The sequence below is a fragment of the Bradyrhizobium sp. B117 genome, from assembly GCF_038969555.1.
GTDB lineage: Bacteria > Pseudomonadota > Alphaproteobacteria > Rhizobiales > Xanthobacteraceae > Bradyrhizobium.
On the sequence record NZ_CP152414.1, the window covers coordinates 4,992,108 to 5,016,584 of the forward strand.

Here is a 24,477-nt window from a genome sequence, read left to right on the forward strand (position 1 = left end):
CTCATCTGGTGCGCCCCAAAGGCGGGGTCGCGGAGAGGTCGCCGGGATTTTGAAGGAGAAACGTGATGGCCACGGGTAATTTCGACCTCAACGAAGTGAAGCGCCGCATGCAGGGCGCCGTCCAGTCGCTCAAGCACGAACTCGGCGGTCTGCGCACGGGGCGCGCCTCCGCCTCGATGCTCGATCCGGTGCAGGTCGATGCCTATGGCAGCCACATGCCGCTCAACCAGCTCGCCACCGTTAGCGTGCCGGAGCCGCGCCTGATCTCGGTGCAGGTCTGGGACAAGTCGATGGTCAAGGCGGTGGAGAAGGCGATCGTCGATTCCAACCTCGGCCTGTCGCCGGCGACCGAAGGCCAGGTGCTGCGCCTGCGCATCCCCGAGCTCAACGAGGAGCGCCGCAAGGAGCTGGTCAAGGTCGCGCACAAATACGCCGAAGCCGCCAAGGTCGCCGCACGACACGTCCGCCGCGACGGTCTCGACGTTCTGAAGAAGCTCGAGAAGAATCACGAGATGTCGGAGGACGATCAGAAGCGTCACGCCGACGAGGTGCAGAAGGCGACCGACGGTACCATCACCGAGATCGACCAGCTGCTGGCCGCCAAGGAAAAAGAAATCCTGACTGTTTAAGGCTGCCTCCATGTCCAACGCCGCCGCGCCCGCAACGGAAGGACCCGACCGGTCCGACGCGCCTGCGCATGTCGCCATCATCATGGATGGCAACGGGCGTTGGGCGGCCGCGCGCGGCCTGCCGCGTGCGGAAGGCCATCGCCGCGGCGTCGAGGCGTTGCGCCGCGTGGTGCGTGCCTCGCACGAGCTCGGCATCCGCTATCTCACCATCTTCTCGTTCTCCTCGGAGAACTGGTCGCGGCCGGCGAGCGAGATCGGCGATCTGTTCGGCCTGCTGCGCCGCTTCATCCGCAACGATCTGACAAGCCTGCATCGTGATGGCGTCAAGGTGCGCATCATCGGCGAGCGGGAAGGGCTCGAGAGCGACATCTGCGCGCTTCTCAACGAAGCCGAGGAGCTGACGCGCGACAACACGCGCCTGACACTCGTCGTCGCCTTCAATTACGGCTCGCGGCAGGAGATCGCGAAGGCGGCGCAGAAGCTCGCGCGCGAAGTTGCGGAGGGCAAGCGCGATCCCAACACGATCGACGCCGAGACGCTGGGCGCGCATCTCGATGCGCCCGACATTCCCGATCCCGATCTGATCATCCGCACCAGCGGCGAGCAGCGCCTGTCCAACTTCCTGATGTGGCAGGCCGCCTATAGCGAGCTGGTGTTCGTGCCGATTCACTGGCCCGATTTCGACAAGGCGGCGCTGGAAGGCGCGATCGCCGAATTTGCCAGGCGCGAGCGCCGTTTCGGCGGTCTGGTCGCGAAAACCGCCTCGTGAGCGAACCCGACGCCGTATCGGCGGGCGAAAAGCCAGCCCCGAGCAATCTCGTGATGCGGATTCTCGCAGCGCTGGTGCTGGCGCCGCTCGCCATTGCGCTCGCCTATGCCGGCGGCTGGCTGTGGGCGCTGCTCGTCACCCTGGTGTCGATCGGACTGTTCGCGGAATGGCTGATGGTGGTGGGCGCGGGCTCGACCGCGCTGACCGGGGCAGGGACGATCGCCATCGCCACGATGGGCTTGTGCGTGGCCGCCGGCGCGCTCAAGACCGCAATCATCGTTGGCTGCGTCGGCGGCGTGATCGTGATGCTGATCGCGCGCGGCAAGTTCGTTTGGGCGGCGACCGGATTCGCTTATGCGTCTGCGGCGCTGTTGGCCTCGATTTTGGTGCGGAAGGATCTGGTCAACGGCTTTTCCGCGCTGATGTTCGTGCTGCTCGTGGTGTGGGCGACCGATATCGGCGGCTATTTCGCCGGACGCAGCATTGGCGGGCCGAAGCTGTGGCCGCGCGTCAGCCCGAAGAAGACCTGGTCCGGCGCGCTCGGCGGCTTCATGGCGAGCCTTGCGGTGGCGGGCGGCTTTGCGGCCTGCGGGATCGGCAAGGCTGTTCCGCTGCTGCTCGTCGGCGCCATCCTGTCGGTGGTATCGCAGGCCGGCGATCTGTTCGAATCCGCGGTGAAGCGGCGCTTCGGCGTCAAGGATTCCAGTCACTTAATTCCTGGCCATGGCGGCCTTATGGACCGCCTGGACGGCTTTGTTGCCGCCATCCTGATGGCGTGGATTATCGGCTTTGTTCGCCATGGTGTGCATAGCGCCGGAAGCGGTCTTATGGTTTGGTGAGGATATGAGCGCAGTCCCATTGCGTAACAACAGGCTTGCTGCGTCCGACGTCCGCAGCGTCACGGTTCTCGGCGCCACCGGCTCGATCGGCGACAGCACGATGGATTTGCTGCGCGCCGCGCCCGAGCGCTACCGCGTCGAAGCCCTGACCGCGAACGGCAATGTCGCGGCGCTGGCCAAGCTCGCGAAGGAATTCTCCGCGCGCTACGTCGCGATCGCCGACACCTCCAAGCTCGCCGAGCTCAAGGCCGCGCTCGCCGGCACCAGCACCGAATGCGGCGCCGGCGAAAGCGCGGTGATCGAGGCCGGCGCGCGTCCGGCTGATTGGGTCATGGCCGCCGTCAGCGGCGCGGCCGGACTGAAGCCGGCGCTGGCCGCGGTCGATCGCGGCGCTCATGTCGCGCTCGCCAACAAGGAATGTCTGGTTTGCGCCGGCGATTTCTTCATGCAGCGCGCGGCGAAAGCGGGCGCCTGCATCCTGCCGGCCGATTCCGAGCACAACGCGCTGTTTCAGGCCCTGGCATCGGGCAATCGCGACGAACTGGTCCGCGTCATCATCACGGCCTCGGGCGGCCCGTTCCGCACCTGGAAGCCGGCCGACATCGAGCAGGCGACGCTCGAGCAGGCGCTCAAGCATCCGAACTGGAGCATGGGCCAGAAGATCACGATCGATTCGGCCTCGATGATGAACAAGGGTCTCGAGGTGATCGAGGCGTCCTACCTGTTCGCGCTCTCGCCCGACGAGATCGACGTGCTCGTTCATCCACAGTCGATCATCCACGGCATGGTCGAATTCTCCGACCGCTCGGTGATGGCCCAGCTCGGCGCGCCCGACATGCGCACCCCGATCGCGCACTGCCTCGGCTGGCCCGACCGGATCAAGGGACCTGCGGCCAAGCTCGATCTGGCCAAGATCGGCCAGCTGACCTTCGAGGCGCCGGACTTCGAGCGCTTCCCCGGACTGCGGCTGGCCTTCGATTCGCTCCGGACCGGGAAGGGAGCGACCACCGTCTACAACGCCGCCAACGAGGTCGCGGTCGCCGCCTTCATCGCCGGCAAGATCCGGTTCGGCGCGATCGCGCGGCTGGTCGAGGCGACGCTCGATGACTGGATCCGCGGCGGCAACCAGGCGCCGATGACCTCCGCGGATGATGCAATCTCCGTTGACCATGTTGCCCGAAATAGAGCTGCCGCCCTATTGCCTCAAATTGCCTTAAAGGCATCCTAGATGGCTTCGGGCCAGGGCCTTGCGGCGCTGGATAAGAGGAATCGATGATCGACTTTTTCGTCCATAGTTTCAATGCCTTGAGCCATGGGCTTCTCGGTTACGTGGTTCCCTTCCTGTTCGTCCTGACCATCGTGGTGTTCTTCCACGAGCTCGGCCATTTCCTGGTCGCGCGCTGGGCAGGCGTGCGCGTGCTGACCTTTTCGCTCGGTTTCGGACCCGAGCTGGTCGGTTTCAACGATCGCCACGGCACCCGCTGGAAGATCTCGGCCATCCCGCTCGGCGGCTACGTCAAGTTCTTCGGCGACGAGAGCGAAGCCTCGACCCCGTCGGCCGAGATGCTCGCGGCCATGACCGCGGAGGAGCGCGCCGGCAGCTTCCACCACAAGAAGGTCGGCCCGCGTGCCGCCATCGTGGCGGCCGGCCCGATTGCCAATTTCATCCTGGGCGCGCTGATTTTCGCCGGCATGGCGCTTTATTACGGCAAGCCGAGCACGATCGCGCGCGTTGACGGCGTCGTCGCCGAAGGCGCTGCGGCCGCAGCCGGCTTCAAGATCGGCGATGTCGTCGTCCAGATCGACGGCAAGCCGATCGAGAGCTTCGCCGACATGCAGCGAATCGTCGCGATGAATGCTGGTTCGGCGCTTGCCTTCCAGGTGAAGCGGGACGGCGCCATCGTGTCGCTGACCGCAACCCCGGCGCTGCTCGAGCGTAAGGATCCCTTCGGCAACAGCCACCGCGTCGGCGTGCTCGGCGTCGAGCACAAGTCGCAGGCCGGCGAGGCCTCGACGGCCCCGGTCGGTATCGGCGAAGCGCTCAAGATCGGCGTCGAGCAGGTCTGGTTCATCATCACCAGCACCTTCAAGTTCCTGGGCTCGCTGTTCGTCGGACAGGGCAATCCGAACGAGGTCAGCGGCGTCCTGGGAATCGCGAAGATGTCGGGGCAGGCGGCCAGCGCCGGGTTCCAGTTCGTGATCAACCTGTGCGCGGTGCTGTCAGTGTCGATCGGTCTGCTGAACCTGTTCCCGATTCCGCTGCTCGATGGCGGTCACCTTATGTTCTACGCAGCGGAAGTGGTGCGCGGCCGGCCTCTATCCGAGCGGACTCAGGAAATGGGGTTCCGAATCGGACTCGGTTTGGTGCTGATGCTGATGGTGTTTGCGACCTACAACGACATCCTTCGGATGGCGGCTTCCTGATAGGGGCTTTTTTGTGGCGTGATGGAGGGCGTTGCTGTTGAGCAACGTCTTGGAATGAAATTGAAATTGCGGCGCGCTCGGCCGTTTGCGGCGTCGGTGAAATTGGCTACAAGCGGCTCTGAACTTGGGGAATCTTCCAGATCGGCGTTGGGGTTGGGTCTGGTACGGAATGATAAGGGCGCGTTGCGCATGAAGTTTGGACTGCGACTCCGGGGGGGCTTGCTCGCAACCCTGATCATGTTCGGCGCGCCGGTGGTTGCCCCGGTCGGGGCTGTTTTCGTGTCTTCGTCTGCGCTCGCGCAGACCGTCCAGTCGATTTCCGTCGAAGGGAATCGTCGTGTCGAGGTGGAGACGATCCGCTCCTATTTCAAGCCGGGTCCGGGCGGCCGCCTGGATCAAGGCGCCATCGACGACGGCCTCAAGGCCCTGATCGAGACCGGCCTGTTCCAGGACGTCAGGATCAACCGCGGCGCCGGCGGCCAGATCATCGTCTCCGTGGTGGAAAACCCGGTGATCGGTCGCATCGCCTTCGAGGGCAACAAGAAGATCAAGGACGAGCAGCTCACCTCCGAGGTCCAATCCAAGGCGCGCGGCACCTTCTCCCGCGCCATGGTGCAGTCCGACACGCTGCGAATCGCCGAGATCTACCGGCGCTCGGGCCGCTACGACGTGCGCGTCACGCCTGAAATCATCGAGCAGCCGAACAACCGCGTCGATCTGATCTTCACGATCGATGAGGGCGCCAAGACCGGCGTCAAGTCGATCGAATTCGTCGGCAACAACGCGTTCTCGTCCTACCGCCTGCGCGACGTCATCAAGACCCGCGAATCGAATCTGCTGAGCTTCCTCGCCAGCGGCGACATCTACGATCCAGATCGCGTCGAAGCCGACCGCGACCTGATCCGCCGCTTCTACCTCAAGAACGGCTTTGCCGACGTGCAGGTCGTGGCCGCGCTCACCGAATACGATCCGGAGAAGAAGGGCTTCAACGTCACCTTCAAGATCGAGGAAGGCGCCCAGTACCGCGTCGGCGCGGTCGATCTCCGCTCCAGCATCCCGAACTTCGATCCCAGCTCGATGCGCTCTTATTCGCGCGTCAATGTCGGCTCGCTCTACAACGTCGAATCGGTCGAGAAGTCGGTCGAGGAGATGCAGATCGAGGCCTCGCGCCGCGGCTATGCCTTCGCCGTGGTCCGTCCCGGCGGCGACCGCAATTTCGAGGCGCATACTGTCTCCGTCGTGTTCAACATCGACGAGGGCCCGCGCACCTATATCGAGCGCATCAACCTGCGCGGCAACACCCGCACGCGCGACTACGTCATCCGCCGCGAGTTCGACATCTCCGAGGGCGATGCCTACAACCGCGCCCTGGTCGATCGTGCCGAGCGGCGCCTGAAGAACCTCGACTACTTCAAGACCGTGAAGATCACGACGGAGCCCGGCTCGTCGAGCGACCGCGTGATCCTGATCGTGGACATGGAAGAGAAATCGACCGGCGACTTCTCGGTCTCGGGCGGCTACTCCACCACCGACGGCGCGCTGGCCGAAGTCTCGGTCTCCGAGCGCAACCTGCTCGGCCGCGGCCTGTTCGCCAAGGCGTCGGTGACCTATGGCCAGTACGCCCGCGGCTACTCGCTGTCGTTCGTCGAGCCATATCTGCTCGACTACCGCGTCGCGCTCGGCCTCGACCTCTATCAGCGCCAGCAGCTGTCCAACAGCTTCATCTCCTACGGCACCAAGACGCTCGGCTTCTCGCCGCGCCTCGGCTTCTCGTTGCGTGAAGACCTGGCGCTCCAGCTGCGCTACTCGATCTACCAGCAGGAAATCTCGCTGCCGGGCTACCTTGCGAACTGTAACAACGTCCAGTTCCTGCCGGATGGGACGCCGAATCCGGCCTTCAACCCGAGCCCAGCCTTTTCCAACGCAACTGGTATCCCCCTTGCCGCTTCGACCAACGGCCTGGGCTGCTACAGCGATGGCGAAGCCTCGCTGCCGGTGCGCAAGGAGCTTGCTGGCGGCAAGACCCTGACGTCGGCGCTCGGCTACTCGCTGAGCTACAACACGCTGGACAACAACAAGAACCCGACCGACGGTCTGCTCATCGACTTCCGTCAGGACTTCGCCGGCGTCGGCGGCGACGTCTCCTACCTGAAGTCCGTGATCGATGCGAAGTACTACGCTCCGCTGGTGTCCGACCTCGTCGGCCTCGTCCACCTTCAGGGCGGCATTCTGAACAAGATCGGCAACAACGAACTGCGCATGCTCGATCACTTCCAGATGGGCCCGAACCTCGTCCGCGGCTTCGCCCCGAACGGCATCGGTCCGCGCGACATCAATCCGTTCGACACGCAGGACGCGCTCGGCGGCACCAAGTACTGGGGCGCTTCGTTCGAATTGCAGATGCCGTTCTGGTTCCTGCCGAAGGAAGTGGGTCTGAAGGGTGCGGTCTATGCCGATGCCGGCGGTCTGTATGACTACAAGGGACCGACGACGTGGAGCGTGACCGGCGAAACGACCACGCCAGCCAACTCGAACTGCATCCCCTCGACCACCAATCCGGTGTCCGCGGGAACCTGTACCGGCCTGATCTATGACGACAGCAAGGTGATCCGCTCATCGGTCGGCGTCGGCCTGATCTGGCAGTCGCCGTTCGGACCGCTGCGCTTCGACTACGCCGTGCCGCTCAGCAAGGGCAAGTACGACCGCACGCAGGAGTTCCGGTTCGGCGGCGGTACCTCGTTCTAATTCGATCAGCAGGGCATGATCCGGCCCCTCGGGTTTTCCTTGGGGGTCGGTCGCCAAAAAGATCGTGCTCAATCCATGAGATAAGGCATGATGCGGCCTGGCCGCTTCATGCCGAAGCCGGACCGCGACGGGGTGGAATGGCGCAGCCGACCTTCTTCACGAAACCGCTTGCCACAGCGCTGGCTGATATTGCCACGCTGACCAAGGCGCAGCTTGTCGACCCCGGCAGGGGCGGCCAGATCATCACGGGCCTCGCTTCGCTGGACGAGGCCGGCCCGATGCATCTGGCGTTCTTCGACAACCTCAAATACGCCGACCAGCTCAAGGCGACCAAGGCCGGCGCCTGCCTCGTCAGCCCGCGTTTCGAAGCCCAGGTGCCCGCACATGTGGCCGTGCTGCGGGCGGCGCAGCCGTTCCGCGCCTTCGTCAGGATCGCACGGGAATGGCACGGTGACGCGCTACGGCCGCAATCCTGGGTCGGCAATGACGGCATTGCGCCCTCCGCCATCATCGACCCCACGGCGCGACTCGAGGACGGCGTGATCGTCGATCCCCTGGCGGTGATCGGCCCGGACGTGGAGATCGGCAGCGGCACGGTGGTCGGCGTCGGCGCCGTGATCGGCCCCGGCGTCAAGATCGGCCGGGACTGCAATGTCGGCGCCCGCACCGCAATCCAGTGCGCCCTGATCGGCAACAACGTGCTGATCCACCCCGGCTGTTCGATCGGCCAGGACGGCTACGGCTTCATCTTCTTCGGCCCGGAAGGCCATCTGAAGGTGCCGCAGACCGGTCGGGTGCTGATCCAGAACGATGTCGAGGTCGGCGCCAATACCACGATCGATCGCGGGTCGTTGCGGGACACGGTCATCGGCGAGGGGACCAAAATCGACAATCAGGTCCAGATCGGCCACAATGTGACGATCGGCCGGCACTGCCTGCTGGCAGCCCAGATCGGGCTCGCCGGCAGCCTGACCATCGGCGACAACGTGGCGCTGGGAGCGAAGGTTGGCATCAACAACCACCTCAAGATCGGCGACGGGGCGCAGGTGACAGCCATGAGCGCCGTCAAGGACGACATCCCACCGGGCGGGCGTTGGGGCGGGCATTTCGCCAAGCCGACCAAACAGTGGTTCAAGGAGATCATCGCGGTGGAGCGCCTGGTACGCGACAGCAAGGCCGATCCGAAGGACGAGGGACGGGAATGATGGAGGAATCACCTGTTAAGTTCGAGCTGGTGGACATCAACGCGATCCTCCAGACGTTGCCGCACCGTTTTCCAATGCTGCTGATCGACCGCGTCATCAACATCCGCGCCGATTACAGCGGCATCGGCATCAAGAACGTCACGTTCAACGAGCCGGCGTTCCAGGGGCACTTTCCCGAGCGTCCGGTCTATCCTGGCGTCATGATGATCGAGGCGATGGCGCAGACCGCGGGCGTGATCGGCATCAAGTCGGTCGAAGGCACCGAGAAGCCGCGGGCGGTGTATTTCCTCACCATCGACAAGTGCAAATTCCGCAAGCCGGTGTTGCCCGGCGACACCATCGAATATCACATGCGCTCGCTCGGCCGCCGCAAGACGATGTGGTGGTTTCACGGCGACGCCAAGGTCAACGGCCAGGTCGTGGCCGAAGCCGACGTCGGCGCCATGCTGACGGATTGAGGCCGCTTCCGGCGCGCTTCTTCATGCGGAGGATGAAGTCGTTCACGTGCCGAGGCGGCTGCCTCGACCGGCGATGAAACGCGCCCATATGATACGTCACTGGACAGATCGGGGCTGGTCGCGCTAACCACCGGAAAAACGAGCGACTTCAACACACAAGCAGACCTTCTTGATGAGTAAGATTGCCTGATGAGCAAGATTGATCCCACCGCACGCGTCGCGGACGGCGCCGTGATCGGCGCGGGCACCGAGATCGGGCCCTATTGCATCATCGGCCCGCATGCCGTGATCGGCGCCAATTGCAAGCTGATCGGACAGGTCACCGTCATTGGCCACACCTCGGTCGGCGACAATTGCGTGATCTCGCCGTTCGCGGTGCTGGGCGGCGCGCCGCAGGATCTCAGCTACAAGGGCGAGCCGACCACGCTCGTGATCGGCTCCGGCAACACCATCCGCGAAGGCGCGACGATGAATGTCGGCACCGTCAAGGGCGGCGGGAAGACGCGCGTCGGCAACGACGGCTATTTCATGAACAACAGCCATGTCGGCCATGATTGCATCGTCGGCAACAACGCGATCTTCGCGACCTCGGCGACGCTCGGCGGCCACTGCGAGATCGGCGACGCCGTCTATATCGGCGGCCTCTCGGCGGTGCATCAGTTCACCCGCATCGGCTCCTATGTGATGGTGGGCGGCCTCTCGGGCGTTCGCGACGACATCATCCCGTACGGATTGGTCAACGGGCAGTATGCGGTGCTGGAGAGCCTCAACCTGATCGGCATGAAGCGGCGCAAGTTCACCAAGCAGCGGCTTACCGCCGTGCGCGCGTTCTACCAAAAACTCTTCCATGGGCCCGGCACGTTCGCCGCGCGGCTGGAGGCGGCGCGGCCACTCGCGAGCGAAGATCCGGCCATCGCCGAAATCCTCGACTTCATCGGCAAGGGCAAGCGCCCGCTCTGCCTTCCTGCCATCGCGAAGTGATCCTGGCATGGCCGCGGGCATGACATCGGCGGCTTCGGAGGTTTCATCGCCGGTCGGAATCGTCGCCGGCGGCGGCGCCATGCCCTTCGCGGTCGCCGACTCGCTTGCCGCGCGCGGCATCACGCCGGTGCTGTTTCCGCTGCGCGGGGCCTGCGATCCGGCGCGGGTGGAGAAATTCCGCCATCGCTGGATTTCGGTCGGCCAGCTCGGCCGCGCCATGCGGTTGTTCCGCGAGGAAGGCTGCCGCGACCTGATCTTCATTGGCACCTTGGTGCGCCCCTCGCTCTCCGAGATCAGGTTCGACGTCAAGACGTTGCGCCTGCTCGGCAACGTCATCCGTGCCTTCCGCGGCGGGGACGATCATCTATTGTCCGGCGTCGGCCGCATCCTCGAGCAGGACGGCTTTCGCATGGTCGGCATCAGGGATGTCGCGCCCGATCTGCTGATGCCCGAGGGTTGCATCACCCGCACGTGGCCGGCCGACAATGCCAAGGCCGACATCGAGCGCGGCCGCGCGGTGCTGACCGCGCTCGGTCCGTTCGACATTGGTCAGGCCGCGGTGGTGATCGACGGCCATGTGGTGGCGGTCGAGGACATCGAGGGCACCGACGCGCTGCTTGCGCGCGTGGCGCGGCTGCGCGAGGAGGGGCGGATCCGCGCCGCCACGGGCCGCGGCGTGCTGGTGAAGGCGCCGAAGAGCGGCCAGGATCTGCGCTTCGACCTGCCGACGATCGGTCCGCGCACGATCGAGGGTGTCGCCAAGGCCGGCCTTGGCGGCATCGCGGTCATCGCCGGCAACACGATCGCCGCCGAGCCGCAGGCGATGATCGCGCTTGCCGACGCGAAGTATCTCTTCATCATCGGGCTGACGGCGTGATGCAGGGCCGCGATCCCAAACGCAGGATCTTCCTGATCGCGACGGAGGAATCCGGCGACAGGCTCGGCAGCGCCCTGATGAAGGTGCTGCGCCAACGCCTCGGCGACGGCGTGCAGTTCGTGGGCGTTGGCGGCCGCACCATGGCGCGCGAGGGGCTGGAGACGCTGTTTCCGATCGAGGAGCTGTCGATCGTTGGCCTGATCGCGCCGCTAATGCAATTGCCGAAGATGCTGCGGTTGATCCGCGAGACCGCGGATGCCGTGATCGAGGCCGCGCCCGATATGCTCGTCATCATCGACAGCCCCGACTTCACCCATCGCGTCGCCCGCCGCGTGCGCGCGAAGAATCCGGCGATCCCAGTCGTCGATTACGTCTCGCCCTCGGTCTGGGCCTGGCGTCCGGGCCGGGCGCGGACCATGCTCGGCTATGTCGACCATGTGCTCGGCCTGCTGCCGTTCGAGCCGGAGGAATACCGCAAGCTCGGCGGGCCGCCCTGCAGCTATGTCGGCCATCCCCTGATCGAGCAATTGACCTCGCTGCGCCCGAATGCCGAGGAGCAGCGCCGCCGCGACGCCGAGCCGCCGGTGCTGCTGGTGCTGCCCGGCAGCCGCCGCAGCGAGATCCGGCATCATCTCGAGGTGTTTGGCGCAACCCTCGGGCGGCTTCAGGCGGAAGGGCTTGCGTTCGAATTGATGCTGCCGACCATGCCGCATCTCGAAGCCACCGTGCGCGAGGGCACCGCGAGCTGGCCGGTCAAGCCGCGGATCGTGGTCGGCGAGAACGAGAGGCGCGCAGTCTTCCGTCTGGCGCGTGCGGCGCTGGCAAAGTCGGGCACGGTAACGCTGGAGCTCGCGCTGTCGGGCATTCCGATGGTGACGGCCTATCGGGTCGGCGCGATCGAGGCCTTCATCCTGCGCCGCGCCATCCGCGTCTCCTCGGTGATCCTCGCCAATCTCGTGATCGGGGAGGACGTCATTCCGGAGTATCTCCAGGAGGAGTGCACGCCGGAGAAGCTCGCGCCGGCGCTGATGGAGATTCTTACCGATACGCCGCTGCGCAAGCGTCAGGTCGAGGCCTTTGCGCGGCTCGATCAGATCATGTCGACCGGCAACAAATCGCCGAGCGTGCTCGCCGCCGACATCGTGCTGGCGACGATGCGGAAGGGGCGGCGATAAGAGACGGTCTTGTAGGGTGGGCAAAGCGCAAGCGTGCCCACGCTTCTTTTTTGGTTGCGGAAAGGTGGTGGGCACGCTGCGCTTTGCCCACCCTACGGTACCGCGCACGTTGCGCCAGCCTGGCCGGACCAGGGCTAAGCCAAGCCGCCATCGATCCGAAAACACTGGCTGGTGATCCGCTGGCTCTCGTCGGATGCGAGAAACAGCGCCATGCTCGCGATGTCCTCCGGCGTCACCGCGTCAGGGACCGCCTGTCGGGTGCGGCGAATCTCGGCGATGACTTGCTCGTCCGGATACCATAGCCGGCGCTGGCGCTCGGTGATCACCATGCCCGGCGCGATCGCGTTGACGCGGATGCGGTCGGGGCCAACGGACCGCGCCAGCGAATTGGTGAAGCCGACGATCGCGGCCTTCGCTCCGGCGTAGACCGGCAGCGCCGGCGCGCCGCGGATCCAGGCCACCGACGACATGTTGATGATCGAGCCGCCGCCACGCGCCTGCATCTGCGGCACTACGGCCTGTGCGGCAAAGAAGACGTGCTTGAGATTGACGCCGATCGTCCAGTCGAAGTCGGCGGGCGTCACGTCCGCGAGCACCTGGCGCTGGTCGTTGGCGGCGTTGTTGACGAGGACCGCGGCATCGCCGAGCGAGCGACGGACCTGTGCCATTGCGGCGCGCAAGGCGTCGATGTCGAGGAGGTCGCAGGGCACGAACAGCGGCGCCGTGCCGGACGCGGCCGCGACCTCCGCGACCAGCGTTCCGCCGGCCGCTTCATCGATGTCGAGGAAGGCGACACGGGCGCCCTGGGCGGCGAAGGCGCGCACGAAGGCGGCGCCGATGCCGCTCGCGCCTCCGGTGATCAGCACCACGCTGTCCGCGAGGCAGGCATAGCTCGTCTTTGTCATGCGATCAGTCGCTCCGTCTCGGGGTCGAACAGGCAAATGCGGCGGGTATCGAGTGCGAAGGGGGCAACGGCACCCGGTGATGGGCGGACGTCCGGGGAGATGCGCGCCTGCGCGGGCTCGCCGCCGAGCCGCAGCAGCACGATGGTCTCGGCCCCGGTGGGCTCGACCATCTCTACCGGAGCATTGACGACAATGGGCGCCTCGGCGGAAAACACGCGGTCGCCCTCGGCGATGCATTCCGGCCTGATGCCGAGCACCACGGCGCGGCCGACATAGGGCGCCGCCGTGTCGTAGCTCCTCAGGCGCAGACGAACTTCGTCCGGCCGTCCGGCGCCGATCACGGCCACCGGCCCGCCGGAATCGGCCTCGAGTCGGGCCGGCATCGTGTTCATCGGCGGCGAGCCCATGAAGCGGGCGACGAACAGATTGGCGGGATAACGGTAGACGGTGTCGGGGTCGGCGAATTGCTGCACGCTGCCCTGATGCATCACGGCGATCCGCGTCGCCATCGTCATCGCCTCGATCTGGTCGTGCGTGACATAGATGATGGTGGCGCCGATGCGCTGGTGTAGCCGCTTGATCTCCATCCGCATCTCCACGCGCAGTTTGGCATCGAGGTTGGAGAGCGGCTCGTCGAACAGAAAGAGCAGGGGATCGCGCACCAGTGCCCGGCCCATCGCCACGCGCTGGCGCTGGCCGCCCGACAGCTGCGACGGCTTGCGGCCGAGCAGCGGCTCGATCTGGAGCAGCTTTGCGACATTCGCGACCGCCTTCTCCTGCTCCGCCTTCGGGACGTGACGGCATTCCATGCCGAAGGTGATGTTCTGACGCACCGTCATCGAGGGATAGAGCGCGTAGGACTGGAACACCATGGCGATGTCGCGGTCCTTGGGAGGACGTCGTTGACGACGCGCCCGCCGATTTCGACGGTGCCTGCGCTGGCCCGGTCGAGCCCGGCGACGATGTTGAGCAGCGTGGACTTGCCGCAGCCGGAGGGTCCGACCAGCACGGTGAACTCGCCGCTGTCGATGTCGAGGTCGATGCCCTTCAGCACCTCCAGATTGGCGTAGCGCTTCGACAGGGCGCGAATGCTCAGTGCTGTCATGACAAATCCATCATTTCACTGCGCCTGCGGTGAGGCCGCGTACGAAGTATTTGCCGCCGATCAGATAGATCAGCAGCGTCGGCAGAGCGGCGATCATCACCGCGGCGCTTTGCACGCCATGCTGCGGGATGTCGGCAACCGCGGCGGAAAGCGCGATCAGCGCGGCGGTGACCGGCTGCTGCTGACCGGTCGTGAATGTCACGCCATAGAGAAACTCGTTCCAGATATGCGTGAACTGCCAGATCACGGTGACGACCAGGATCGGCGGCGAGAGCGGCAGGATGATGCGCCAGAAAATGCGAAAGAACCCCGCGCCATCGATGCGCGCGGCTCTGATCAACTCCTGCGGAATGGCAACGTAGTAGTTTCGGCAGAACAGGGTGGTGAAGGAGAGCCCCTGGATCGTGTGGATCACGACGAGGCCCGTGAGCGTATTCATCAGGCCCGTATCGCGCAGCACGATGGTCCAGGGCAGCAAGCGCATCTGCTGCGGCAGGAAGATGCCGAGCGTCACGATACCGTAGATCCAGCTGTCGCCGCGAAAGCGCCAGAGCGAGACCGCGTAACCGGCAATCGCGCCGAGCAGGGTCGAGAAGATCGTCGCCGGGATGGTCACGAGCGCGGAGTTCAGCATGTAAGGCCGGATGCCGGCACAGGTCTCGGCGACGCAGAAGCCGCTCCAGGCGGCGGCGTAATTGCTCCAGGCCAGGTGCTGCGGCCAGCCGATCATCGAACCCTGTGCGATCTCTTCGTTGGACCGGAGTGAGTTCAGCACGACGACAGCCAATGGCGCGAGCCATGCGACGGCGATCAGCGACACGATGAGATAGATCAGAATCCGGCTTGGTGCGAAGGTTCGCTCACGCATGGATCGCCCGCCGCCGCTGGATATAGCGCCACGCTGCGTAAGGCAGCAAGACCGCGAGAAGAATGAGCAGCATGAGGACTGCCGCCGCCGCGCCCCGTCCGAGTAGGCTGCGCTGGAACATCAGGTCATAGACGACAAGCGCCGGCAGCTGGGTCGCAATCCCGGGCCCGCCATTGGTGAGCGCGCGGACGAGGTCGAAGGTCGAAATCGCGAACTGGAGCTGGATGACGATGACGGTGATGGTGATCGGCCAAAGCGTCGGCAGGATGACGCGCCGGTACATCCTGATAGCTCCGGCGCCGTCGATCTGCGCGGCCTTGATCAGGTCGGCATCGACCGAGCGGAGGCCGGCGAGGAAGAGCGCCATGGCGAAGCCGGAGGATTGCCAGATCGCAGCGATGACAATGGTCCAGATCGCCATGTCGCGGTCGATCAGCCAGTCGAACCGGAAGGATGTCCAGCCGAGGTCGTGGACCAGCTTCTGGATTCCAAGGCCAGGATTGAGCAGCCAGCTCCAGACCGTGCCGGTGACCACGAACGACACCGCCAGGGGGTAGAGAAAGATGGAGCGCAGCACGTTCTCGCCGCGAATGCGCTGATCGAGCAGGATGGCAAGGATGAGGCCAGTCGCCAGACTGAGCAGCACGAAAGCGCTGCCGAACAGCAGCAGATTGTCGAGGGCGATCTGCCAGTTCCGCGATGCCGCGACCGCGGAATAGTTGCGCAAACCCACCCAGCCCGAAACCGGGACCAGCGTGGAAGGTGTGAACGAGATCCAGATCGTCCACAGCGAAAACGCAATGAGGTGGGCCGCTGACAGCAGCAGCGGCACCCAGATCATCAGGTATTCGGGCAGCCGGCGGACCATTTCAGAGGTCGCCGGCCGGCCCGGTCGCATTGCTGTCGATGCGGCGTCGGTCAACGTGCGCTCTCGACGGCGTCGGCGAGGCGTGTGGCCGCTTGCTCCGGCTTGATCGTCTTGTTCTTCACGAACTCCGTGATCACGTCGATCATCGCTGCGGTCATGCCGTTTTCCTGCGCCATGTTGTGCGCAAGGCTGAGGACGGCCTGATTGCTGGCGATCGCGTCTTTCAGAGCTGCCGCGGTTCGCCGTTGACCGTCCGACCAGCCTTCACCGGACAGATCGACATCGGTGCGCACCGGGATAGATCCCGTGATTTGCGAATACATCGTCTGGATCGCCGGATCCATGACGAGCTGGGCCATCAGCGTCTGGCCGGCCTGCAGGTCGGGCTCCTTGCGCTGCCAGAAGATGAACGCGTCGGCATTCAACAGGAAGACCGGCTTGCCATTGTCGCTCGGCCCCGGGGCGATCGTGAAGTCTTCGAACTTGAAACCGGCGTTGCGCAGCACGCCTTGCGCCCAACCGCCCATGATCATCATGCCCATGTCGCCGTCGACGAAGCGCTTTAGATTGGTCGAAAAGTGCTGGGCGCCGACGTTGGGGTCCATCCAGTCGGCGATCTTGCGGACCTGCGCGAACGCAGCCTTGATCTCGGGGCCCTTCAGGGCCTTCTCGTCGAGGTTCATGATCGCCGTGCGATAGACGGCGGGACTGATGCCCGCCAAAGCGGCCTCGAACTTCTGGCCATCATCGGGGCGGGTGCCGCCGTTGGCAACGGGATATGCGACGCCGCCCGCTTTCATCTTCTCGGCGAGATCGTTGAAGTCGGCCCAGGTGACCGGGATCTTGTCGGCCTTGGCCTTGTCCATCGCGCGCTTGGAGAGGAACAGCATGTTGGTGCTGTAGATCTGCAGCGGCAGCGCGATCCATTTGCCCGCCGGCTTGTGCAGTTTCGCAAGGTCCGGAGCGACGACCTTCTCGTAGCCGGCGGCAGCGACGAGCGCGTCGAGATCGACGGTCGGAGCAATCTTCGACCACGCCGCAATCTCCGGGCCCTTGAGCTGCGAGCAGGCCGGCGGATCGCCGGCGATGATCTGGGCGCGCAGCTTGTTCATCATCTCGGTGGTGAAGCCGGGGACCGGCGAGTGCTGCCAGACGCCGCCTTTTTCCTCGAACTTCTTCCCGAGCGCGGTGATCGCAGCGCCATCGCTGCCTGCGGACCATTGCGAGATCGCGGTGAGGCGCGGCTTGACCGCGCCTTGCGCGCGGGCAAAGGCCGGCAGTGCGAGCGCGGCCGCGGATCCAGCGAGCAGACGGCGCCTTGTTGTCGTGATCGGCATGGCAAGTTCCTCCCGGGTGTGGACTTCTTTGCGCGGACAGCCGCGCGGCATCAGCTATGTCAAGCGGCCTCCGTCGATGCGGCCGGCATGCCGCCGCGGCAGGCGAGGCAGAAGGCCGCAAAGGCCAGCGCGGCCTGTGGATCATTGCCATTCGACGGCGGCACGAACGCGAGCGATGCTTGCGCATGCTGACGGCCGCCGAGCAGGCTGGCGTCGACCCCTTCAATCACCGCCTGGCGATCGGTCTCCGCAAGGAGCGACGGCCAGCCGCTGACGATAACGCCGCGGGATGGCTTCACGTTCAGCGTGTTGCCGATCGCAAGGCCGAGCCGGAACAGCCGCCGGCGCAACTCCTGCCGTACGCGCGACGAGATCGGGATCGCGGTCGTCCATTCGCTGCCGAGCCGGAGCAATTCGGCTTCGGTCATGCCAAGCAGCTCGGCGAGGGCCGGAAGCGACGTGTAGGCCTCGACACAGCCATGATGGCCGCAGCGGCAACGCGGTCCCTCGGGCCCGAACACCATATGGCCGAGCTCGACCGGCTGAAGCGCGTCGTCCTCGATCGGATCGTCCATCCAGGCGCCCGCGACGCCCTGGCCGACGAAGACGAACAGATGCGCGCCGCTGAACGGATAGTCTTCGGTGCGGCAGCGATGAAAAATGGCGTGAGCCACCACCGAATTGGTGAACTCGACCGGGACGTCCGCAAACATCTCCCCGAGCATGCCGCTGATACGTTCGATGTCGCAGGGAATGATCGGGTTGCCCGCGACGCTGAGGCGGCCGAGGCCCGGAATGGTGATGCCGATCTGCGCGAGCGTGATGCGGCGGCGGCGCGTCCAGTCGCGCAGCAAGGTCAGCGCTTCGCGGAACACCCGGCCGACGCTCTCGACGGTCGGCTTCTTCGGCAGCGGAACACGCTCGGTGTAGTGCATGACGCCGGTCATGCCGCCGACGCCGACGCCGAGCCACTGGCCGGTCAGCTCAAGGGCTGCAAGCGCGACGGTGCTGTCGAGTGAGACAAGACCCGTCGGGCCGCCGACATAAGGGGCAGGGCGCCGCACTTCCTCGATCAGGCCTTCGGCCTTCAGGTCGAACAGGATGCGCGACAGGCTCGCTTCCGACAGGCGCACGGCCTTGGCCAGCGGCGGCCGGAACGAGCCGCCAGACTGAAGCAGGTGAGTCAAAATGGCAGCGCGCGTCTGCCGCCGACTTCTCGGCTGCTCCGGCATTTCCATCCCTGTCGTCATTCTTACTTAGTGTAAGAATTTGCGCGCGGACCGTTTCGGCGTCAAGCGTTTGCCGGCGCGCTGCCTCGACTTGTTGTTGTGCGCGGCAGCAAGAACGCGATCGGTCTCGTAGGGTGGGCAAAGCGAAGCGTGCCCACGGAGAGGTGGTGGGCACGCTTCGCTTTGCCCACCCTACAAGGGCGCCAAACAAAAACGGCGCCATCTTGCGATGGCGCCGTTTCGAAAGCCGTATCGGCCAAAGACTTACTTGCGATCCTTGATCGCGACGTAGTCGCGGCGAGTGACGCCGGTGTAGAGCTGGCGCGGACGGCCGATCTTCTGCTGCGGGTCCTCGATCATCTCGCTCCACTGGCTGATCCAGCCGACGGTGCGGGCGACCGCGAACAGCACGGTGAACATCGAGACCGGGAAGCCCATCGCCTTCAGCGTGATGCCCGAATAGAAGTCGACGTTCGGGTACAGCTTGCGGTCGATGAAGTACTGGTCGCTGAGCGCGATCTTCTCGAGCTCCATCGCCACCTTCAGCATCGGATCGTCGCCATGGCCGGTCTCCTTGAGCACGGCGTGACACATCTTCTGCATGATCTTGGCGCGCGGATCGTAGTTCTTGTAGACGCGGTGACCGAAGCCCATCAGGCGGACTTCGGAGTTCTTGTCCTTCACCTTGGCGATGAACTCGGGGATCTTGTCCACGGTGCCGATCTCGGCGAGCATCGCGAGCGCGGCTTCGTTGGCGCCGCCATGCGCCGGGCCCCAGAGGCAGGCGATGCCGGCGGCGATGCAGGCGAACGGGTTGGCGCCCGACGAACCGGCAATGCGCACAGTCGAGGTCGAGGCGTTCTGCTCGTGGTCGGCGTGCAGGATGAAGATCTTGTCCAGCGCGTCAGCGAGCACCGGGTTGATCTTGTACTCCTCGCACGGCACGGCGAAGCACATGTGCAGGAAGTTCTCGGCAAACTTGAGCGAGTTCTTCGGATACACGAAGGGCTGGCCGATCGTGTACTTGTAGGCCATCGCAGCCAGGGTCGGGATCTTCGCGATCATGCGCATGGAAGCGATCATGCGCTGCTTCGGATCGTTGATGTCGGTGCTATCGTGGTAGAACGCGGCGAGCGCGCCGACGGAGGCGACCATCACCGCCATCGGATGGGCGTCGCGGCGGAAGCCCTGGAAGAAGCGGGCCATCTGCTCGTGCACCATCGTGTGATGGATCACGCGGTCGTCGAAATCCTTCTTCTGCGCGGCGGTCGGGAGATTCCCGTAGAGCAGCAGATAGCAGGTCTCGAGGAAGTCGCCGTTCTCGGCGAGCTGCTCGATCGGGTAGCCGCGGTATTCGAGGACGCCCGCGTCGCCGTCGATATAGGTGATCTTGGACTGGCAGCTCGCGGTCGAGGTGAAGCCCGGATCGTAGGTGAACAGGCCGGACTGGCCGTAGAGCTTGCCGATATCGATGACATCAGGCCCGACGCTGCCGCTGTGAATCGGAAGATCGTAATTCTTGTTTCCGACCGTCAGCGTGGCGGTCTTATTGCTTGGTTTTGCGTCCATCAGAGGTCCCCGATGTATGGTGAAACGGGCCGGACCCGGAAGGCCCCGATGACATGGTGGGGCAGGCCGGATATTCCAGAAGGTACGGGGGAGATGGGTATATTATTGCTGTGTGCGCTGCAAGATCATGGCAGCCATGGCCTACTTACGTCTTAGGCTAGTCCTTGGACTGATCCTTAAGCCGGCCAAGGCTCTCCTGGCGTCCCAGCACGTCCAAAACCTCAAATATACCAGGCGACGTGGTGCGGCCGGTCAGCGCCGCACGCAGCGGTTGGGCGACCGCGCCGAGCTTGAGACTTTTTTCCTCGGCAAAAGCGCGCAGCGCGGCTTCGGTGGTGGCGCCGCTCCAAGCGTCGACTTTCTCCAGCGCGGAATGAAGCTGGCCGATCAGCTTGCGGTTCTCGTCCGTCAGCAGGGCTGCCGCCTTGGGATCGAGCTGCAGCGGCCGGTCGGCGAAGATGAAATAGGCGCCGTCGATCAGCTCGATCAGCGTCTTGGCGCGCTCCTTCAGCGCCGGCATGGCCTTGAGCAGCTGCGCGCGCGTGGTGTCGTTCAACTTGGCCTTGATATCGTCGCGGGCCGGCACGACGTGGTCGAGCACGTCCTCGAACATCTTCACGAGTGATTGATCGTCGGCGTTCCGGATGTAATGGCCGTTGAGGTTTTCCAGCTTGGCGAAATCGAAGCGGGCGGCGGCGCGGCCGACGTTGGCGAGGTCGAACGCGGCGATCATCTCCTCGGTCGAGAAGATCTCCTGGTCACCATGGCTCCAGCCGAGGCGGACGAGGTAGTTGCGGAGCGCGGCCGGGAGATACCCCATCGCGCGGTAGGCATCGACGCCGAGCGCGCCGTGGCGCTTGGACAGCTTCGAGCCGTCCGGCCCGTGGATCAGCGGGATATGGGACATGCTCGGCAGCGCCCAGCCCATCGCGTCGTAGATCTGCTTCTGGCGGGCGGCATTGATTAGATGGTCATCGCCGCGGATTACGTGGGTGACGCCCATGTCGTGGTCGTCCACCACCACCGCGAGCATGTAGGTCGGGTTGCCATCGCCGCGCAGCAGGACGAGGTCGTCGAGGTTCTCATTCTGCCAGACCACGCGGCCCTGGACCTGGTCCTCGATCACGGTCTCGCCGGTTTGCGGGGCGCGCAGCCGGATCGTCGGCTTGACGTCGGACGGAGCCGTGGCCGGATCGCGGTCGCGCCACATGCCGTCATAGAGGCGGGTGCGACCCTCGCTGCGCGCCTTCTCGCGCATGGCGGTGAGCTCCTCGGCGGTGGCGTAGCAGCGGTAGGCCTTGCCGTCGGCGAGCAGCTGCTCGGCGACCTCGCGGTGACGGGCGGCGCGGCTGAACTGGTAGATGACCTCGCCATCCCAGCCGAGCTCGAGCCACCTCAAGCCATCGAGGATCGCGCCGATCGCGGCCTCCGTGGAGCGCTCCCGGTCGGTGTCCTCGATCCGGAGCAGCATCTTGCCGCCGTGCTTCTTCGCATAGAGCCAGTTGAACAGCGCGGTGCGGGCGCCACCGATGTGGAGGAAGCCAGTCGGTGAGGGAGCGAAGCGTGTGACGATTGGGGATGTGGTCATTCGATAGCGAGCAAGGAGGGTAAAGCTGTGGGGCGACCGTGTATCATAGGGATGGGAGATTTTGCCAATGCTAATCCAGGTCGTTCATAGCCACCCGCTTGTGGACAGCTACAATCATGCGTTGTTCCAGACAATTGTGGAGACGCTCAGGCGCCGGCATGAGGTCATCGCGACCGACCTCTACCGCGAGGACTTTTCCCCGGCGATGACCGGAGCGGAGCGGCGCAGCTACTACCACAGCCCCTATGCCGCCGAGGCCGTGGCAGGCCTCGTCGGGCATTTGCAGCGTGCCGACGGCATCATCTTCTGCTTCCCACATTGGTGGTTCTCGATGCCAGCCATGCTGAAGGGCTATTTCGACAGGGTCTGGGCACCCGGAACGGCATTTGCCCACGATCTGGAAGGCGGGCGCATCAGGCCGCTGCTGACCAATATCCGCCTGTTTGGCGTCGTGACGAGCTACGGCTCGCCGTGGTGGCTGACCCGGATCGTCATGCAGGACCCCGGCCGCAAGGTGCTATTTCGGGCGCTGAAACCGATGTGCGGGCCTCACGTACGCTCGTTCTATTTGGCTCATTACGACATGGATCGCTCAACGCCGGCATCCAGGGCTGCCTTCGTCGAGCGCGTGCGTGCCAGGATCGCCGAAGTTTGATCGGGGGGCTGGTATGGGGCTTGGCCTTTCGGCACGAATTTGGCAGAAGGACCGCTGATTTCCCTACAGGATTTTCGTAATGACAGAACCGGTGGCAGCTGAGGTTGGGCGCGATTTCATTCGTGACATCATCCAGGCCGACCTCGATCAGGGCAAGTACAAGGCGATCGTGACCCGGTTCCCGCCGGAGCCGAACGGCTACCTGCATATCGGCCACGCCAAGTCGATCGCGCTCAATTTCGGCATCGCCCAGGAGTTTCCGGGCCGCTGCCACCTGCGCTTCGACGACACCAATCCGGTCAAGGAAGAGCAGGAATATATCGATTCCATCCAGGCCGACGTGCGCTGGCTCGGCTTCGACTGGGGCAAGAACCTGTTCTTCGCCTCGGATTATTTCGAGCGCCTCTATGAATGGGCGGAACAGCTGATCCGCGACGGGCTCGCCTATGTCGACGACCAGACCCAGGAGGAGATCCGCCTGTCGCGCGGCACGCTGACCGAGCCCGGCAAGAACTCGCCGTTCCGCGACCGCTCGGTCGAGGAGAATCTCGACCTGTTCCGTCGCATGAAGGCGGGCGAATTCCCCAACGGTGCGCGCGTTTTGCGGGCCAAGATCGACATGGCCGCGGGCAACATCAACCTGCGCGACCCCGTGCTGTACCGCATCCTGCATGCGCACCATCCGCGCACCGGGACCGAGTGGAGCATCTATCCGAGCTACGACTATGCCCACGGCCAGTCGGACGCGATTGAAGGCATCACGCATTCGATCTGCACGCTGGAGTTCGAGGACCATCGGCCGCTCTACGACTGGTTCATCGAGAAGCTGCCGGTGCCCTCCGAGCCGCACCAGTACGAAATGGCCCGGCTCAACATCACCTACACGCTGCTGTCCAAGCGCGTGCTGACCCAGCTCGTCCGCGACGGTCATGTCGCCGGCTGGGACGATCCGCGCATGCCGACCGTGGCGGGCATGCGCCGCCGCGGCGTGCCGCCGGCGGCGCTGCGCGAATTCGTCAAGCGCATCGGCGTTGCCAAGGCCAACAGCGTCGTCGACGTCGGCATGCTCGAGTTCTGCATCCGCGAGGAGCTGAACCGCACCGCGCAGCGCCGCATGGCGGTCTTGAAGCCGCTCAAGGTCGTGATCGAGAACTATCCGGAAGGGCAGACCGAGGAGCTCGAGGCGATCAATCATCCTGACGATCCCTCGGCCGGCACGCGCAAGATCACGTTCGGCCGCGAGCTCTATATCGAGCAGGACGACTTCATGGAGAACCCGCCAAAGAAGTTCTTCCGCCTGTCGCCGGGCAACGAGGTGCGGCTGCGCTATGCCTATTTCGTCAAGTGCACCGGCGTGATCAAGAACGACGCCGGCGAGGTCGTGGAGCTGCGCTGCACCTACGACCCGGCGACCAAGGGCGGCAACGCGCCCGATGGCCGCAAGGTCAAGGCGACCATGCACTGGCTGCCGGCGGCGGCGTCGAAGCCGGCGGAAATCCGCATCTACAACCAGCTGTTCGCCAACCCGAGCCCCGACGCCTCGAACTTCGCGGCCGATCTCAATCCGAACTCGCTGGAGATCCTCTCCGATGCGCGGGTCGAGGCTTCCGTTGCGGAAAGCAATTCGATGGAGCCGATGCAGTTCGAGCGCCAGGGCTATTTCGTGCGCGACAAGGATTCGACGCCCGGCAAGCCGGTGTTCTCGCGCACCATCGGGCTGCGCGATACGTTCGCGAAGGAAGTCGCCAAGGGCTGAGGATCTGAGATGAGCAGCGAGGCCGACGCCATCGTTTCCGCCATCATCGCGAAATGGTGCGCCGGCTTCGCAAAGCTCGATGCCGGCGCGCTGTCGTCGCTCTATGCGAGGAACGCGTTCTTCTTCGGCTCGAATCCACGACTCTATCGGGGCAGGGACGGCGTTGCCGATTACTTCGCCGGCCTGCCGCGCTGGCGTAAGCCATCTGCGGCCTTTTCCGAGGTGAACGCAGCGCAGGCCGGCCCTGACCTGATCAACGTGGCGGCAACCATCACGTTCGACCTCGCGGGCGAACGGGACGATCTCATCGTCAAGATGAGCTGGGTCATCATGCGCGAGGATGGCGACTGGAAGATCGTCAATCACCACGCCTCGTCGCAGGTGCCGCTGATCTAGCGGACGCTCCATCAGTCTCGTCATTCCGGGCTCGCGACTTCGTCGCGCCCCGGAATGACGATTGAACGAACGTAGGCTCGCCGCGTTTACACGGATCCC

21 protein-coding genes and 1 pseudogene are annotated in these 24,477 nt (G+C 64.8%); 14 read left to right on the forward strand and 8 right to left on the reverse strand.

What is annotated here, in order from left to right; genetic code table 11:
* The first annotated feature begins 65 nt into the window (after nucleotides 1-65).
* From frr to lpxB, 11 genes are all read left to right on the forward strand, one after another.
* The gene (gene frr / locus AAFG16_RS24505) at nucleotides 66-629 is read left to right on the forward strand and encodes a ribosome recycling factor (protein WP_283086728.1); all 564 of its coding nucleotides are present in this window, start codon (nucleotides 66-68) and stop codon (nucleotides 627-629) included.
* 10 nt (nucleotides 630-639) lie between these two features.
* Nucleotides 640-1,398: an isoprenyl transferase gene (locus tag AAFG16_RS24510; protein ID WP_342740825.1), complete on the forward strand. Its 759-nt coding sequence runs from the start codon at nucleotides 640-642 to the stop codon at nucleotides 1,396-1,398.
* Between the two features lie 53 nt (nucleotides 1,399-1,451).
* Nucleotides 1,452-2,237, forward strand: coding sequence for a phosphatidate cytidylyltransferase (locus tag AAFG16_RS24515; protein ID WP_342740960.1), 786 nt, complete (start codon nucleotides 1,452-1,454; stop codon nucleotides 2,235-2,237).
* Nucleotides 2,238-2,241: 4 nt separating this feature from the next.
* A complete protein-coding gene (dxr, locus tag AAFG16_RS24520; protein WP_342740826.1) occupies nucleotides 2,242-3,465 on the forward strand; it encodes a 1-deoxy-D-xylulose-5-phosphate reductoisomerase in 1,224 nt (407 codons plus the stop codon).
* A 44-nt stretch (nucleotides 3,466-3,509) separates the two neighbouring features.
* Complete coding sequence (rseP, locus tag AAFG16_RS24525; RefSeq protein ID WP_283086732.1) at nucleotides 3,510-4,661, forward strand: RIP metalloprotease RseP; 1,152 nt, start codon at nucleotides 3,510-3,512, stop codon at nucleotides 4,659-4,661.
* A 189-nt stretch (nucleotides 4,662-4,850) separates the two neighbouring features.
* Nucleotides 4,851-7,406, forward strand: coding sequence for an outer membrane protein assembly factor BamA (gene bamA, locus AAFG16_RS24530; RefSeq protein ID WP_342740827.1), 2,556 nt, complete (start codon nucleotides 4,851-4,853; stop codon nucleotides 7,404-7,406).
* A gap of 137 nt (nucleotides 7,407-7,543) precedes the next feature.
* Complete coding sequence (gene lpxD / locus AAFG16_RS24535; protein ID WP_342740828.1) at nucleotides 7,544-8,611, forward strand: UDP-3-O-(3-hydroxymyristoyl)glucosamine N-acyltransferase; 1,068 nt, start codon at nucleotides 7,544-7,546, stop codon at nucleotides 8,609-8,611.
* Complete coding sequence (gene fabZ / locus AAFG16_RS24540) at nucleotides 8,608-9,069, forward strand: 3-hydroxyacyl-ACP dehydratase FabZ (RefSeq protein ID WP_283086735.1); 462 nt, start codon at nucleotides 8,608-8,610, stop codon at nucleotides 9,067-9,069. The genes lpxD and fabZ overlap by 4 nt, the downstream gene beginning before the upstream one ends.
* A 189-nt stretch (nucleotides 9,070-9,258) precedes the next feature.
* Nucleotides 9,259-10,050, forward strand: a complete 792-nt coding sequence (gene lpxA, locus AAFG16_RS24545; protein WP_342740829.1) for an acyl-ACP--UDP-N-acetylglucosamine O-acyltransferase — start codon at nucleotides 9,259-9,261, stop codon at nucleotides 10,048-10,050.
* A 19-nt stretch (nucleotides 10,051-10,069) separates the two neighbouring features.
* Nucleotides 10,070-10,927 (forward strand): UDP-2,3-diacylglucosamine diphosphatase LpxI, encoded by an 858-nt coding sequence (lpxI, locus tag AAFG16_RS24550; RefSeq protein WP_283086959.1) that lies wholly within the window; start codon nucleotides 10,070-10,072, stop codon nucleotides 10,925-10,927.
* Nucleotides 10,924-12,102 carry a lipid-A-disaccharide synthase gene (gene lpxB / locus AAFG16_RS24555; protein WP_283086737.1) on the forward strand — a complete coding sequence of 393 codons (1,179 nt, stop codon included), beginning with the start codon at nucleotides 10,924-10,926 and terminating at the stop codon, nucleotides 12,100-12,102. The genes lpxI and lpxB overlap by 4 nt, the downstream gene beginning before the upstream one ends.
* Nucleotides 12,103-12,236: 134 nt before the next feature.
* Here the strand turns inward: lpxB and AAFG16_RS24560 are convergent, their stop codons facing one another.
* The 8 genes and pseudogenes from AAFG16_RS24560 to gltX all read right to left on the reverse strand — a co-directional run bounded on the left by AAFG16_RS24560 (nucleotide 12,237) and on the right by gltX (nucleotide 21,571).
* Nucleotides 12,237-13,007 (reverse strand): SDR family oxidoreductase, encoded by a 771-nt coding sequence (locus AAFG16_RS24560; RefSeq protein WP_342740830.1) that lies wholly within the window; start codon nucleotides 13,005-13,007, stop codon nucleotides 12,237-12,239.
* A pseudogene (gene ugpC / locus AAFG16_RS24565) lies at nucleotides 13,004-14,112 on the reverse strand (sn-glycerol-3-phosphate ABC transporter ATP-binding protein UgpC). The gene AAFG16_RS24560 and the pseudogene ugpC overlap by 4 nt, the downstream one beginning before the upstream one ends.
* A gap of 10 nt (nucleotides 14,113-14,122) precedes the next feature.
* Nucleotides 14,123-14,980 (reverse strand): carbohydrate ABC transporter permease, encoded by an 858-nt coding sequence (locus AAFG16_RS24570; protein ID WP_283086740.1) that lies wholly within the window; start codon nucleotides 14,978-14,980, stop codon nucleotides 14,123-14,125.
* The gene (locus AAFG16_RS24575; protein WP_342740831.1) at nucleotides 14,973-15,902 is read right to left on the reverse strand and encodes a sugar ABC transporter permease; all 930 of its coding nucleotides are present in this window, start codon (nucleotides 15,900-15,902) and stop codon (nucleotides 14,973-14,975) included. The genes AAFG16_RS24570 and AAFG16_RS24575 overlap by 8 nt, the downstream gene beginning before the upstream one ends.
* Nucleotides 15,899-17,185, reverse strand: coding sequence for an ABC transporter substrate-binding protein (locus AAFG16_RS24580; RefSeq protein WP_342740832.1), 1,287 nt, complete (start codon nucleotides 17,183-17,185; stop codon nucleotides 15,899-15,901). Before AAFG16_RS24580 ends, AAFG16_RS24575 begins: the two co-directional genes overlap by 4 nt.
* A 59-nt stretch (nucleotides 17,186-17,244) precedes the next feature.
* A complete protein-coding gene (locus AAFG16_RS24585) occupies nucleotides 17,245-18,423 on the reverse strand; it encodes an ROK family transcriptional regulator (RefSeq protein ID WP_342740961.1) in 1,179 nt (392 codons plus the stop codon).
* Nucleotides 18,424-18,678: 255 nt separating this feature from the next.
* Nucleotides 18,679-19,983 carry a citrate synthase gene (gene gltA / locus AAFG16_RS24590; RefSeq protein ID WP_283086744.1) on the reverse strand — a complete coding sequence of 435 codons (1,305 nt, stop codon included), beginning with the start codon at nucleotides 19,981-19,983 and terminating at the stop codon, nucleotides 18,679-18,681.
* Between the two features lie 157 nt (nucleotides 19,984-20,140).
* The gene (gene gltX / locus AAFG16_RS24595) at nucleotides 20,141-21,571 is read right to left on the reverse strand and encodes a glutamate--tRNA ligase (RefSeq protein WP_342740833.1); all 1,431 of its coding nucleotides are present in this window, start codon (nucleotides 21,569-21,571) and stop codon (nucleotides 20,141-20,143) included.
* Nucleotides 21,572-21,638: 67 nt separating this feature from the next.
* Between gltX and AAFG16_RS24600 the strand changes: the two genes are divergently transcribed.
* From AAFG16_RS24600 to AAFG16_RS24610, 3 genes are all read left to right on the forward strand, one after another.
* Complete coding sequence (locus AAFG16_RS24600) at nucleotides 21,639-22,226, forward strand: NAD(P)H-dependent oxidoreductase (protein ID WP_342740834.1); 588 nt, start codon at nucleotides 21,639-21,641, stop codon at nucleotides 22,224-22,226.
* A gap of 79 nt (nucleotides 22,227-22,305) precedes the next feature.
* The gene (locus AAFG16_RS24605; RefSeq protein WP_342740835.1) at nucleotides 22,306-23,982 is read left to right on the forward strand and encodes a glutamine--tRNA ligase/YqeY domain fusion protein; all 1,677 of its coding nucleotides are present in this window, start codon (nucleotides 22,306-22,308) and stop codon (nucleotides 23,980-23,982) included.
* A gap of 9 nt (nucleotides 23,983-23,991) precedes the next feature.
* On the forward strand, nucleotides 23,992-24,378 hold the full coding sequence (locus tag AAFG16_RS24610; RefSeq protein WP_342740836.1) for a nuclear transport factor 2 family protein: 387 nt from the start codon (nucleotides 23,992-23,994) through the stop codon (nucleotides 24,376-24,378).
* The last annotated feature ends 99 nt before the right edge of the window (nucleotides 24,379-24,477 follow it).